General features: G+C 56.6%; 14 protein-coding genes and 1 tRNA gene. 2 read left to right on the top strand and 13 right to left on the bottom strand.

The window, feature by feature from the left end; translation table 11 throughout:
- Positions 1-32 precede the first annotated feature (32 nt).
- Positions 33-1,013 carry a recombination-associated protein RdgC gene (locus VE934_RS13770; RefSeq protein WP_324888432.1) on the top strand — a complete coding sequence of 327 codons (981 nt, stop codon included), beginning with the start codon at positions 33-35 and terminating at the stop codon, positions 1,011-1,013.
- Between the two features lie 60 nt (positions 1,014-1,073).
- On the opposite strand, the gene VE934_RS13775 is transcribed toward VE934_RS13770, so the two are convergent.
- The 12 genes from VE934_RS13775 to VE934_RS13830 all read right to left on the bottom strand — a co-directional run bounded on the left by VE934_RS13775 (position 1,074) and on the right by VE934_RS13830 (position 11,986).
- Positions 1,074-1,150, bottom strand: a tRNA-Pro gene (locus VE934_RS13775).
- A gap of 36 nt (positions 1,151-1,186) precedes the next feature.
- Complete coding sequence (locus tag VE934_RS13780; protein ID WP_324888434.1) at positions 1,187-1,666, bottom strand: MerR family transcriptional regulator; 480 nt, start codon at positions 1,664-1,666, stop codon at positions 1,187-1,189.
- Positions 1,667-1,862: 196 nt separating this feature from the next.
- On the bottom strand, positions 1,863-2,189 hold the full coding sequence (locus VE934_RS13785) for an integration host factor subunit alpha (RefSeq protein WP_324888436.1): 327 nt from the start codon (positions 2,187-2,189) through the stop codon (positions 1,863-1,865).
- A 54-nt stretch (positions 2,190-2,243) separates the two neighbouring features.
- Positions 2,244-4,670 (bottom strand): phenylalanine--tRNA ligase subunit beta, encoded by a 2,427-nt coding sequence (pheT, locus tag VE934_RS13790; RefSeq protein ID WP_324888438.1) that lies wholly within the window; start codon positions 4,668-4,670, stop codon positions 2,244-2,246.
- A 38-nt stretch (positions 4,671-4,708) separates the two neighbouring features.
- A complete protein-coding gene (gene pheS, locus VE934_RS13795; protein ID WP_324888440.1) occupies positions 4,709-5,761 on the bottom strand; it encodes a phenylalanine--tRNA ligase subunit alpha in 1,053 nt (350 codons plus the stop codon).
- 112 nt (positions 5,762-5,873) lie between these two features.
- Positions 5,874-6,233 carry a 50S ribosomal protein L20 gene (rplT, locus tag VE934_RS13800; protein ID WP_324888443.1) on the bottom strand — a complete coding sequence of 120 codons (360 nt, stop codon included), beginning with the start codon at positions 6,231-6,233 and terminating at the stop codon, positions 5,874-5,876.
- Positions 6,234-6,258: 25 nt separating this feature from the next.
- Positions 6,259-6,462 carry a 50S ribosomal protein L35 gene (rpmI, locus tag VE934_RS13805; RefSeq protein ID WP_296924174.1) on the bottom strand — a complete coding sequence of 68 codons (204 nt, stop codon included), beginning with the start codon at positions 6,460-6,462 and terminating at the stop codon, positions 6,259-6,261.
- A gap of 265 nt (positions 6,463-6,727) precedes the next feature.
- A complete protein-coding gene (gene infC / locus VE934_RS13810; protein WP_324888565.1) occupies positions 6,728-7,345 on the bottom strand; it encodes a translation initiation factor IF-3 in 618 nt (205 codons plus the stop codon).
- A gap of 87 nt (positions 7,346-7,432) precedes the next feature.
- Entirely contained in the window at positions 7,433-9,340 is a 1,908-nt protein-coding gene (thrS, locus tag VE934_RS13815) for a threonine--tRNA ligase (protein ID WP_324888447.1), read from the bottom strand.
- A 229-nt stretch (positions 9,341-9,569) separates the two neighbouring features.
- Positions 9,570-9,755, bottom strand: coding sequence for a hypothetical protein (locus tag VE934_RS13820; protein WP_324888449.1), 186 nt, complete (start codon positions 9,753-9,755; stop codon positions 9,570-9,572).
- Positions 9,756-9,897: 142 nt separating this feature from the next.
- Positions 9,898-11,217, bottom strand: coding sequence for an isocitrate lyase (gene aceA, locus VE934_RS13825; protein WP_324888451.1), 1,320 nt, complete (start codon positions 11,215-11,217; stop codon positions 9,898-9,900).
- Between the two features lie 340 nt (positions 11,218-11,557).
- Complete coding sequence (locus tag VE934_RS13830) at positions 11,558-11,986, bottom strand: gamma-glutamylcyclotransferase family protein (RefSeq protein ID WP_324888453.1); 429 nt, start codon at positions 11,984-11,986, stop codon at positions 11,558-11,560.
- Between the two features lie 83 nt (positions 11,987-12,069).
- Here VE934_RS13830 and VE934_RS13835 point away from each other — a divergent pair, with 83 nt between their 5' ends.
- A complete protein-coding gene (locus VE934_RS13835) occupies positions 12,070-13,002 on the top strand; it encodes a DMT family transporter (protein WP_324888455.1) in 933 nt (310 codons plus the stop codon).
- Here VE934_RS13835 and VE934_RS13840 read toward each other — a convergent pair.
- Positions 12,992-13,825 (bottom strand): ABC transporter permease, encoded by an 834-nt coding sequence (locus VE934_RS13840; RefSeq protein WP_324888566.1) that lies wholly within the window; start codon positions 13,823-13,825, stop codon positions 12,992-12,994. The two genes, VE934_RS13835 and VE934_RS13840, sit on opposite strands and share 11 nt — an antisense overlap.
- Between the last annotated feature and the right edge of the window lie 11 nt (positions 13,826-13,836).

The following is a 13,836-nucleotide window of genomic DNA, read 5'->3' on the forward strand; positions in this document are numbered from 1 at the left end:
GCGCTTCCAACACATCACTCACCAAGGATTTCATGTTCAAAGCCGCCTCCTTTTTTCGCATTGCCGACGACTTCACCCTTCCCCCGCTTGAGGCCCTGGAAGAGGCGCTCCAGGCCAGCCAGTTCCTGCCCTGTGGCGCCACCCAGCCAGAGTCCAGCGGCTGGGTACCGCCACGCGGCAACAAGAGTACGGTGCTGGCCGAAAAAGTAGGCGGACAACTGATCGTGCGGCTCTGCACCGAACGCCGCCCCCTGCCCGCCTCGGCCATCAAGGACGCAGTCGAGCAGCGTATTGAGCAATACAAAAAGGAAACCGGTCACGAGCGCGTAGGGGCAAAAATCAAGAAGGAGTTCAAGGAGGAGGCCATCCACAGCCTGCTCCCCCGTGCCTTCACCAAACGCTCGTCCACCACCGTGTGGATTGACCCGGTCAACAAGTTTCTGGTCGTCGACTCGGGTAGTCTCACCGGCGCCGACAAAGTGGTGAGCCAGCTGCTGGAGGTACTCAGCCAAGTCCCCGGCACAGCGCCCGGGCTGATGGCCAGACCGGTGCAAACCACGATGTCGGCCGCCACGGCGATGGCGCACTGGCTGGCCAGCCGGGAAGCACCGGTGGGCTTCACGATAGACCGCGACTGTGAACTCAAGATGCCCGACGACCTAAAGTCCACGGTCCGTTATTCACGTCACACGCTTGAGATCAACGAAGTGGCAGAACATATTGCAGCGGGCAAGGTGCCCACGCAATTGGCCATGACCTGGAATGACCGGGTGTCATTTGTGCTCACCGACACGGCACAGGTCAGAAAACTCAAGTTGCTTGATGTGGTGCTTGACGGCGTTCAGGACAAAGGCAAGGACGACGATGGTTTCGACGCAGATGCTGCGATTTTGACAGGCGAACTTGCGGCACTGATTCCGGACTTGCTGGAGGCCCTGGGGGGTGAGCTTTCCGCTGAGCGGGCAGCGCCTTCTCTGGAATCCGAAAAGCCGGCCGAACTTGCCGACGCATAACAAAGAAGCAAAAAAAACGGCCTAGATACCGAAGTCTCTAAGCCGTTGATCATATTTTCCTGGTCGGTGTGAAAGGATTCGAACCTTCGACCCCTTGCACCCCATGCAAGTGCGCTACCAGGCTGCGCCACACACCGTCAGCTTCAAATTATAACGTGCTTCGTCGAGGGCAATCAGTACGCTGCGCTTAGCAAATCACGAATTTCAAAGAGCTCGCGGCGCAGCAGCTGCAGTCTTTGCTGGGCGGCGCTACCTTCGGGGATATGTGCGATATCCGGCACGCTATCTTCAAAATCTTCCGAGTCACCGAAATCGTCCAGGCTGGAGTCCCCCGCTTCAACAACGTCGACACCTTCAAGCATCACCTCGCCGTTGCGACGCTTATCGCGCTCCAGCTGCACGATCTCCTGAAGCTTGTTGCGCGCACCGCTGATCGTGAAACCCTGGTCATAGAGCAAGTCACGGATTCTGCGGATCATCAACACCTCATGGTGCTGGTAATAGCGGCGGTTGCCGCGCCTTTTCATCGGGCGCAGCTGCGTAAACTCTTGCTCCCAATAACGGAGCACGTGAGGTTTGACGCCGCATAAATCACTGACTTCGCCGATGGTGAAGTAGCGTTTTGCCGGGATGGGTGGGAGAGTTTTCTCCAATTAAATCAATGCGCTAAGAGGTGAAGCTACAAATCTACTCTAAGTACAAACATAGCGCAAACAGTTACAAACAATATTTTGAATGTGTTGTTTGCCAGCAAGTGAAGGTAAAAAAGTAACTTGCCACCCACGCCGCAAGGCAGGTGCAAACCCCTAGGCAGGTGGTGTATGCCCTGGCGTTGCCCGCGCGGCAGATTCAAGCTGGCGCAGTCAAACCCTGAATCTGTTCCTTGAGCTTGTGACTTGCATGAAAAGTCACCACGCGGCGGGCGCGGATGGGAATGGCTTCCCCGGTTCGCGGGTTACGGCCGGGACGCGGCGCCTTGGTGCGGATCTGGAAGTTGCCAAACCCGGAGATTTTCACGTCGCCGCCCTCCACGAGGCTGTCGGAGATCAGATCGAAAAATGCATCGATCATGTCTTTGGACTCTCGCTTGTTCAAACCAATCTGCTCAAACAGCAACTCTGCAAGATGCGCTTTTGTAAGAGCCGGGCTTTCAAGACTTTCTACGGAAAATTCCACAGTGCGCTCCTCGTCGATGGCTGTTGTTGTTATAGAAAATGCCGGTGCAGCCGTCTATGCCCGCAGACGCCCTTGCACTCTGCTGCTCAGACTTTCCAGCACCGCCTTGACGGCTGACTCTATCTGCTCGTCGGTCAGTGTAGCGTCCTCACTGCCAAGCACCAAGCGCACTGCCAGGCTTTTTTCACCGAGTTGCATGCTGGCATTGGCCTGTTGTGGCCGGTAAATGTCAAACAAGTTGGCTGACTTGAGCAAGTCGCGCGTGTCCGCACCATGAATGGCAGCCATCACTGCCGCATGGGTGACCCCTTCGGCCACGATGACGGCGATGTCGCGCTCAACTGGTTGAAGCTTGCTGACGGACTTGAAGGCCGGCACTGGCCGCGTTAACACGGCATCCAGCGCCAGCTCAAACAGCACAGGCGCATGTGGCAACTCATAAGACTGACGCCAGCGGGGGTGCAACTCCCCTACGAAGCCGACGTCCACCCCACCGATGGTCACACTGGCGCAGCGGCCAGGGTGCATGGCCGGGTGTGTGGCGGGCGAGAAGACGGCCTGCAACGGAGCCAGCAGGGACTGGACGTCGCCTTTGACATCAAAGAAGTCAACGCCTGCATCTGACTGGCCCCATTGCAATGCCGCGCGCGGCCCGTAGGCAAGGCCTGCCACTCGCATGGGCTGGTTGAACCCGGCGACGGTGGTGTCTGTGTTCTGGCTGCTAGCGTCGCGCAGATACACGCGTCCCAGTTCAAACACATTGACTCGGCTGGCTTTGCGATCGAGATTGAATTTGAGTACCTGTAGCAAGGAGCCCAGCAATGACGAACGCATCACGCTCATCTGGCTGGCGATGGGGTTGAGCAGCTTGATCGGGTTCGGGTTGCCCGCCAGCTCGTGCTCCCAGCGCTCTTCTACAAAGCTGAAGTTGATGGTTTCCTGGTAGCCCAGCGATGCCAGCGCACGGCGTACGGCAAAGGGCCCGCGCTCGGCTTCCGCACGAATGCTGGCGGTGATGGGGGCCAAAGGCGGTATCTGAGGCAGGTGGTCGTAGCCCACCATGCGAACCACTTCTTCAATCAGGTCTTCTTCAATTTGCAGGTCAAAACGGTAGCTTGGCGGCATCACGGTCAACGTGCCCTCGCCTTGCGTCACAGGCAAGCCCAGGCGCTGCAGGGCATCCAGACATTGCGCCTGCGTGAGCGGCATGCCGATCACCTTGGCAGCGCGCGCTACGCGCAGGGTGACGGGTGCTGGCTTGGGCAAGTTGACTTGCTGATCATCCATGGGGCCGCACACGGTGTCTGCTGTGCCGCAGATGTCGATGATCAATTGCGTGATGCGCTCAATGTGCTCAACGGTCAGACCGGGATCCACACCACGTTCAAACCGGTGGCCCGCGTCGGTAGAAAAGTTATAACGGCGTGATCGGCCCGCGATCGATTTGGGCCACCAGAAAGCAGCTTCAACGTAAACGTTTTGGGTGTCATCAGACACTGCAGTTGCATCACCGCCCATGATGCCGGCCAGCGATTCAACCTGCACGTCATCCGCAATCACGCCCACTTTTTCATCGACGGCCACGGTGTTGCCGTTGAGCAGCTTGAGGGTCTCTCCGGCCTTGCCCCATCGGACATCGAGCCCGCCACGAATTTTGTCGAGGTCAAAAATATGTGATGGGCGACCCAGCTCGAACATCACGTAGTTGGAAATATCCACGAGCGCCGTCACGCTACGCTGGCCGCAACGCGCAAGCCGGTCCACCATCCATGCAGGCGTTGCTGCCTTGGTGTTGACATTGCGAACCACACGGCCGGAAAAACGGCCGCACAAATCAGGCGCGCTGATACGCACCGGTAATCGGGTCTGGTCACCCACAGGCACAGCGGTAATAGCGGGAGTCTTGAGAGGTGATCCCGTCAATGCAGCAACTTCCCGCGCCACACCGTACACACTCAGGCAATGGGCCAGGTTGGGGGTCAGCTTGAGTGTGAACAAGGCGTCGTCCAGCTGCAAATGCTCGCGGATATTCTGGCCGATGCTTGCGTCCGCACCGAGCTCCAGAAGGCCGCCGTGGTCTTCAAACAATTTGAGTTCGCGCGCCGAGCAAAGCATGCCCTGGCTTTCCACACCGCGCAGCTTGCCCACCTTAATCAGAAATGGCTTGCCATCCTCGCCAGGAGGCAGTTCGGCACCAACCAGCGCGCACGGCACCTTGATGCCGACACGTGCATTGGGCGCGCCACAAACGATATTGAGCAGACTGCCCTGCCCGACATCCACTTGGCAGATGCGCAAGCGGTCAGCATCAGGGTGTTGCACCGCCTCCTTGATTTCGCCGACCACAATTTTGGTGAAAGGCGGAGCCACGGGCTTGAGCTCTTCAACTTCCAGACCAGCCATGGTCAGGGTTTCGGCGAGGGCCTCGGTGCTCAGGGGCGGGTTGCAGAATTCGCGCAACCAGGATTCAGGGAATTGCATGTTTTGCTTTGCTGCCTGTTATTTTGTTGTGTTTGTTCTTATTGGAATTGCGAGAGGAAGCGCAAGTCGCCGTCAAAAAACAGCCGCAAGTCGTTGACGCCATAACGCAGCATCGTCAAACGATCTGGGCCCATTCCAAACGCAAAGCCGATGTAGTTTTCAGGATCCAGGCCCATGTTGCGCACCACATTCGGATGCACCTGTCCGGAGCCGGCAACCTCCAGCCAGCGGCCAGCCAACGGTCCGGTCTGAAACTGGATGTCAATCTCCGCACTGGGCTCGGTGAAGGGGAAAAAACTCGGGCGAAAGCGCAGCACCAAGTCGTTCGATTCAAAAAACGTGCGGCAAAAGTCGGTGAAGACAACCTTCAGGTCTTTGAAGCTGACGTTCTGGCCGATCCAGAGGCCTTCGCACTGATGAAACATGGGTGAGTGGGTTGCGTCGCTGTCAACGCGGTAGGTGCGGCCAGGCGCAATGACGCGAATCTCCGGCATCACACCGCCCGCATCAATCAGCGCACGGTGTTTTTTGACATGCTGCACCGCATGGCGGATCTGCATCGGGCTCGTGTGAGTGCGCAACAAGTTGGGGGAAGCCTCGGTGCCGCCCTCGACATAAAAGGTGTCGTGCATGGAGCGCGCGGGATGGTCTTCTGGCGTGTTGAGCGCCGTGAAGTTGAACCAGTCGGTCTCGATCTCGGGGCCCTGTGCAACATCGAAACCCATCGATCCGAAAATCGCCTCGATACGTTCCAGTGTGAGAGACACCGGATGCAAACCGCCCTGCGCACGCTGACGGCCGGGAAGCGACACATCCAGCGCTTCAGCCTGGAGTTGAGCCTGGAGTTCCGCCTCGGCAAGCGCCTGGCGCCGTGCAGTGAGTGCGGCCTCAATGGCCTGCTTGGCCAGGTTGATGGCAGCGCCCCGGGACTTTTTTTCATCCACCGGCAAGGCTGCCAAGCCCTTCATCAGTTCCGTAACGCGGCCAGACTTCCCTAAAAACTGGGCCTTGGCGTTCTCAAGGTCGGCTGGCGTTGCTGCCTGCGCGAAGCTGCTTGTCGCCGAGTCCACCAGAGCATCAAGTTCGTTCATAAATATCTTGTGTTTGTTTTGTGCAGAAAAAAGGGCCAGAGCCTTTTCAAGCTCCAGCCCTTTATTTTCTTGCGCAATACGCTACTAATTCAATAGCATTCTGCTCCGAAAATCAGGCAGCCAGCTTGGTCTTGACCTGGTCCACGATGGCACCAAAAGCAGCGCTGTCGTGAATCGCCATGTCGGACAGAACCTTGCGGTCGATCTCGATGCCGGCTTTTTTCAGGCCATTGGCGAACTGGCTATAGGTGATGCCGAATGAACGGCTGGCTGCGTTGATACGCGCAATCCAGAGGCGGCGGAACACGCGCTTCTTGGTGCGGCGGTCACGGTAGGCATATTGCCCGGCCTTCATCACCGCTTCTTTGGCGATGCGGAAGACGTTACCGCGGCGACCGCGGAAACCTTTTGCAAGGGCTAAAACTTTTTTGTGGCGGGCGCGAGCCGTTACACCACGTTTGACGCGAGGCATGTGTGTACTCCTTGTTCGTCGTTAATTAAATACCCATGCCAGGCAGCATCTGTGCCATGTGACCCATATTGGTCTCATGAACAGCAACTGCACCGCGCAAATGGCGTTTATTTTTGGTGGTCTTCTTGGTCAGGATGTGACGTTTGAAGGCTTGACCGCGCTTGACGGTGCCACCAGGACGAACGCGGAAACGCTTTTTGGCGCCGCTCTTGGTCTTCATTTTGGGCATTAAATGCTCCTTTTCATTTGTGCTCGTGAGGCGCTGCGAACCTTCCGCAGACTTGATGGCCCCGAGCCACTTGTAAGTGGCGAGTTCTTAGCTCTGCCACTTGTAAGTGGCGAGTTTTTAGCTCTGCCACTTGCAGCGAGTGTTACCCCGCCGCTTTTAGGAAACAGTTTTCACTGCTCCCGGGAAATGCTTCACACACTCCCCTGAAATACCTACCGGTGACCAAACCCGCAGGTAGAACTCTTTGTCTCTACGACTCCCGCCCTCAGGCGCTTGTCGACGCCGCCGGTGCCGCTTCTGCAGCAACCGGTGCTGGCTTGGCAGCAACCTTTTTCTTGCCCGGCGCGATCATCATGACCATCTGCCGACCTTCGAGTTTTGGAAACTGCTCGACCACAATCAGATCTGCCAACTCATCACGGATACGCGCCAACAGGGCCAAACCCAGTTCCTGGTGCGTGATCTCGCGACCACGAAAGCGCAAGGTAATCTTGCACTTGTCGCCCTCTTCCAAAAAGCGCTTGATGTTGCGCAATTTGATGTTGTAGTCACCATCATCGGTGCCGGGCCGGAACTTGATTTCCTTAACCTCGATCACCTTCTGCTTTGATTTCGCGTCCGCCGCTTTTTTCTGTTCGGCGTACTTGAACTTGCCGTAGTCCATCAATCTGCACACAGGCGGCACCGCCGTGGGCGAAATTTCAACCAGATCTACGTCGTATTCACCGGCAAGGCGCAAGGCTTCCATCGTGCTGACAACGCCAAGCGGCTCATTGTCCGGCCCGGTCAGTCGCACTTCGGGGGCCATGATTTCACGGTTCAAGCGATGCTTGCGTTCTTCGCGGTGACGGCGGTCACGAAATTCAGTAGCGATGGTTCTAATCCTTTTAAAACTTGCTATAAAAGCTATAGCTGCTTGCGCCCGTCCTGCAAGGACGAATAGCCAAAATCATCAACAAACAGTCAAAAATCAGGCTTTTTGGGTAATGTCAGAAGCGATCGTTTGGGCAAAGGCTTCGAGTGACATGACGCCAAGGTCTTTGTTACCCCGGGCGCGCACTGCAACAGCGCCAGCTTCTTTCTCCTTGTCGCCCACGACGAGGATGTAAGGAAGCTTTTGCATGGAGTGCTCGCGTATTTTATACGTAATTTTCTCGTTGCGCAGGTCCAGATTGACCCTAAGCCCTTGATTTTGCAGCGTTTTAGCTATTTCGCGACAGTAATCGGCCTGCGCATCGGTGATATTGAGCACTGAAACCTGCACCGGGGCCAGCCAGGTTGGCAAGGCGCCAGCGTGTTCCTCGATCAAGATACCGATGAAGCGCTCCAGGCTGCCGACGATGGCCCGGTGCAACATCACGGGGCGATGGCGGGCACCGTCTTCGCCCACATATTCGGCGTCCAGCCGCTCCGGCATCGAAAAATCGACCTGAATGGTGCCGCACTGCCACTGTCGGCCAATCGCGTCTTTCAGTGTGTATTCGATCTTCGGGCCGTAAAAAGCGCCGTCTCCTGGTGAAATTTCGAACTCGCAGCCCGATGCCCGCAGACTTTCCATCAGCGCGTGTTCAGCCTTGTCCCAGCTTTCGTCGGAACCGATGCGCGCCTCCGGCCGCGTAGCCACTTTGTAGATGATGTTATTGAAACCAAAGTCCGTGTAGACCTTCTGCAGCAGGGTCGTGTAATCGACGCATTCCTTGAGGATTTGCTCTTCGGTGCAGAAGATGTGGCCATCGTCCTGGGTGAAGCCGCGCACGCGCATGATGCCGTGCAGACCACCCGAGGGCTCGTTGCGGTGGCACTGGCCAAACTCGCCGTAGCGCAGCGGCAGGTCACGATAGCTCTTGATACCCTGCTTGAAGATCAGGATGTGACCCGGGCAGTTCATCGGCTTGAGCGCGTATTCGCGCTTCTCGGACTCGGTCGTGAACATGTTGTCGCGGTACTTGTCCCAGTGACCGGTTTTTTCCCACAACGTCTTGTCGATCACCTGCGGGCCTTTGACCTCCATATAACCATTGTCCTGGTAGACCTTGCGCATGTACTGCTCAACACCCTGCCACACCGTCCACCCTTTGGGATGCCAGAACACCAGCCCGGGTGCGTGGTCGTCAATGTGAAACAGGTCGAGTTCGCGGCCCAGCTTGCGGTGGTCGCGCTTTTCGGCTTCTTCCAGCATCGTCAAGTACTGTTGCAACTCATCCTTGGTGGCCCAAGCCGTGCCGTACACGCGCTGCAGCATCTCGTTGTTGTGGTCGCCGCGCCAATAGGCGCCAGCCAGCTTCATGAGCTTGAAAAATTTCAGCTTGCCAGTGCTCGGCACGTGCGGGCCGCGGCACAGGTCTTCGAATTTGCCCTCACGGTACAGCGACACATCTTCGTTGGCCGGAATACTGGCAATGATCTCGGCCTTGTAGTGCTCACCGATTTCCTTGAAATGCGCGACAGCCTCATCACGCGGCAACACGCGCCGTGTTACTGGCTCGTCCTTCGCTGCAAGTTCGGCCATCTTCTTCTCGATGGCCGTCAGATCCTCCGGCGTGAAAGGCCGCTTGTACGAAAAGTCATAGAAGAAGCCGTTCTCGATCACCGGGCCGATGGTGACCTGGGCATCCGGAAACAACTCCTTGACTGCATATGCCAAGAGGTGGGCTGCGGAATGGCGGATAACGTCCAGACCTTCGGCATCTTTAGCTGTAATGATGGCAAGTTGACTGTCTGCGGTGATGAGGTAGCTCGTATCCACCACCTTGCCGTTGACCTTGCCAGCAAGCGCGGCCTTGGCCAGACCGGCGCCGATCGAGCCAGCCACCTCGGCGACTGTCACCGGTTCAGGGAATTCACGTATCGAGGCATCTGGCAGCGTAATTTTGATCATGGGAGGATGGCCGTAAAAATGAAAAAAGCGCGGTATGGCCGCGCTTTGCTGAAGAAGGATCTGGAAGTTGCTATTTATTCAGTAGCACTGCGTCACCAAAGGATGCGGCTAGCGCCCTTAATGACTCCAAACCGGAGGCGTGGTCGTAGTTCGCGGTGTCATAACCCGGACTATCCTTCCTGTTTCCAGTTTGATTGATTGCATGCCCGCATTTTACGGCAGCTTTGCCTCAAGGGGCGTCGGGAGCGCCCGGCGGCAAGAAAGCAAGACCGCGGCAGCGTGGGCATTCGGTGATCACCGTTTGTTTTTCCACCTCAAAATCCTCGTTGATGTTCTCGCTATCAATGCGCAATTCACCCGTGCCATTGCAATCAGGACAGGGTGTGCGCTGGAATCCGGTGGTGGCTTCTGACAAGGCGAGCTCCTGTTGCGTTTTATTACATCTACTTTACGCGAAAGTCGCTGCATAAAAAAGGCCCGGCAAAAGCTGGATGCTTTAGCCGGGCCGGACGAACCGCACACAGGGGCGGTTCGCTTTCACCTGATCAGTGGGTGATTCAGTGGAATTGCTCTTCTTCGGTCGAACCTGTCAGCGCAGTCACACTGGACTTGCCACCCTGAATGGTGGTGGTGACTTCGTCGAAGTAGCCGGTGCCAACTTCCTGCTGGTGCGACACAAAAGTGTAGCCACGATCACGTGCTGCGAATTCAGGCTCTTGCACTTTCTCGACGTACGCCGACATGCCGCGCTTGACGTAGTCCTGAGCCAAGTCGAACATGTTGTACCACATGGAATGAATGCCAGCCAGGGTGATGAACTGGTACTTATAGCCCATGGCGCCCAGCTCTTTTTGGAACTTCGCAATAGTTGCGTCGTCCAGGTTTTTCTTCCAGTTGAACGATGGCGAGCAGTTGTACGCCAGCATCTTGCCTGGGTGAACCTTGTGCACTGCGTCGGCAAACTTCTTGGCAAAAGCCAGGTCAGGCGTACCGGTCTCACACCACACCAGGTCAGCGTAATGTGCGTAGGCAATGGCGCGGCTGATGGCCTGGTCAATGCCCTTTTTGGTCTTGTAGAAACCTTCTGAGGTGCGCTCGCCCGTCAGGAAAGGCTTGTCGTTCTCGTCGTAGTCGCTGGTCAGCAGGTCGGCGGCTTCTGCGTCGGTACGGGCAATCACCAAAGTAGGCACGCCGCAAACGTCGGCAGCCATGCGCGCTGCAATCAGCTTCTGGTTGGCTTCAACCGTGGGGACCAGAACCTTGCCGCCCATGTGGCCACATTTTTTGACCGAAGCGAGCTGATCTTCCCAATGCACGCCAGCAGCGCCGGACTTGATCATGGCTTTCATCAACTCGAAGGCATTAAGCACGCCGCCAAAACCTGCTTCAGCATCAGCCACGATGGGCGCGAAGTTGTCGATATAACCCTTGTCGCCAGCATCAATGCCCTTGGCATGCTGGATTTCGTCTGCGCGGCGGAAAGTGTTGTTGATGCGCTCAACCACTTGCGGCACGGAGTCCACAGGGTACAGCGACTGGTCAGGGTACATCGACGAGTAGCTGTTGTTGTCAGCGGCGACTTGCCAGCCCGACAGGTAAATAGCCTTCACGCCGGCTTTAACCTGTTGCATGGCTTGACCACCTGTCAATGCACCGAGACAGTTGACGTAAGGCTCGTTGTTGACCAGATCCCAGAGCTTTTCTGCACCGCGGCGAGCCAGAGTGTGCTCAATGGGGAAGGAACCACGCAGGCGAACCACGTCGGCGGCGCTGTAGCCGCGCTTGATGCCTTTCCAGCGGGGGTTGGTGACCCAGTCTTTTTCGAGGGCGGCAATTTGCTGTTCGCGGCTCAGTTGTTCTGTGAGGGTTTGGGGCATGGTTCACTCCGGAGGTTGAAAAATGAGGGACAAACCTGCTGCGCTATTTCAATGTCGCTGCAGTTTTGCGCTGGGGTCAACTTTAAGTCTTCTACAAGACTTTGTACAGCTCTTATGTCTTATATAAGATAAAAATTATTCTCAATAAAATCAACAACGTTTAGGCTAATTTTTATAATACGGAATTTTATCTCTCATATTGAGAAATTATCCCGCAGTGCACCATTCGAAATTTCCGCAATGCGAAATAATGTTTTCGGATGGTGAAAAAACCGACCTGTGCTTGGAATAGTCCGAAAGTGGGTCGAATCCGCTGCACATTCACAGCACAGCATGAGTGCTATTGAAACGGCTGGCGCTCAAACATCCAGTCCCCGCTGGCAATCACGGGACAGCCCTGAATGCGATTGGTGCTGATTTCGTAAACGAAGCAGTGCAGTTCCTGGCTATCGGAAACACGGGACTCAACACCCTGCACCGTCACCTCGCGTTTTTGATACTCCCCCGTTTGTTGCGGCCAGACTTCCTCAATCTCATCGAGGACCCGCTCCAGCTCTAAACTCACCTCATAAACTTCCCCGACAACCCTGCCCGCACCGCCCAGCACAATGCCCGGATAAGGGCCAAGGTCGTACAGCGTCCCGGCTATTTTCCCCATGGCAACAAACCGTGGCGAGGGATGCAGCCGGTTGATGTCTCGTACATCGCCGCGTCGCAAAGTGCCGTAAACAAAGACGAGGCGGATGGCGGCAGATGATGGTTCAAGCATTGAATTGAGGCATGATTTCGGGCATTGCGTTGAGGGGTACTCCTGCGACGCAAGCCCTGTAATTCCAGAAAGAACACATCTTAATGAACCGGATCGCGGCCTGTGCCTGCCTTGCGCTCAGCATGTCTTTGGTTGGAAGTTATGTTGCGCTGTCCAAGCCGCTTGTGGCCGTTTTCCCCGTCTTCCTGCTTGCGTGGCTGCGTTTTGGCATTGGCGGAGCCGCCATGCTGCACTGGCTCAAGAAGCCTGCCGACGAAGCGCCCATGACACGGCAAACACGACAACTCGTGTTTCTGGAGTCTTTTCTCGGCAACTTCCTTTTTTCGATCTGCATGTTGTATGGCGTCAGCATGACCAGCGCCGTGGCAGCCGGTGTGATCATGGCCTCCATTCCGGCTGCGGTCGCAATCATGAGCTGGTTGCTCCTGCGCGAGCGGGTCACTCTGCGCGTCTGGGGATCTGTGGCCTGCGCCGTCGTCGGCATTGCCCTCGTGTCGCTATCAAAATATGAGCAAAGTATTTCCTTGGATAAGGGGCAAAGCACTGATTTGTCATCAAACAAGCAGTGGATGGGCAATTTACTGCTCCTGGCGGCGGTGATGTGCGAAGCAGCTTATGCCGTCATCGGCAAGAAGCTCACGGGCGTCCTTGGCCCCAAGCGCATCACTGCGCTCATTAACCTTTGGGGATTGGCGCTGGTAACCCCACTGGGTCTGTGGGCCGCCTGGAATTTCGACTTTGCGCCGGTGCCCTCCTCCGCCTGGCTTTTGCTGCTGTTTTATTCGCTGGCAGCCAGCGTGTGGACGGTGTGGCTGTGGATGACCGGACTCAAAGCTGTTCCTGCCAGTCAGGCGGGCGTTTTCACCGTACTGTTGCCGGTCTCCGCGGCCGCTGTGGGCGTCGTGTTTTTGGGTGAGACCATGAACGCCATGGAAATCGGCGCTTTCGGCGTAGCCCTGACCGGCGTGGTGCTGGCTACCTTTCCTCAAGGAAAGTCACTGGGCGCTACGCAGTGACGGCACGACCAAGCCGTTTTTGCTGACGCATCAACCAGATGCTGTAAGCGATGATGCCCAGCGACACCACAGCAATCAAAATCGTTGCCGCGGCATAGATGGATGGGTTCACCCCGCGGCGCGCGTAGCTAAAAATCACCTGCGGCAGGGTGGTCACGCCGGGACCGGACAAAAACTCTGAAATCACGACATCGTCGAAGGACAGGGTAAAGGTCAACAGCCATGCCGACACAAGCGCTGGGGCGATGTTGGGCAAGGTCACAAGAAAGAACACCTGCATGGGCCGGCAACCCAGGTCCATGGCCGCCTCCTCAAGGGATCTATCCATTTCGCTTAAGCGCGACTGAATCACCACCGTGGCATAGGCCATGCCGAGCAGTGTATGGCCCAACACGATGGTGATGAAGCCACGGTCTGGCCAACCGAGGGTTCGCTGCACCGCAACCATCAGCAGTAGCAAGGCCAGACCGATGACAACTTCCGGCATGACCAGCGGCGCGTTCACCAGGCCGTAAAACATCGTGCGCCCGGTAAAGCGCAGGTAGCGCACCAGCACAAAGGCCGCAAAACAGCCAAGCACCACGGACAAGGTGCCGGTGAATAACGCCACCTTGAGCGAAAGAAAGAAACCTTCCACCAGACGGGAATCCGACAACAGCGCCTCGTACCAACGCAGCGAAAAGCCTGTGAACACCCCATCCTGCCGCGTGCTGTTAAACGAAAACACGATCAGAAAGAAGAGCGGGATGTAGAGAAATAGATACACCAATCCCATCCAGAGCCGGCCGATATACCTTTCAGAAAACCGCGTCAGGCTTTTCATCAAAGCGTCCA

It is taken from the genome of Polaromonas sp. (genome assembly GCF_035638815.1).
In the GTDB taxonomy this organism is placed as follows: domain Bacteria; phylum Pseudomonadota; class Gammaproteobacteria; order Burkholderiales; family Burkholderiaceae_C; genus Polaromonas.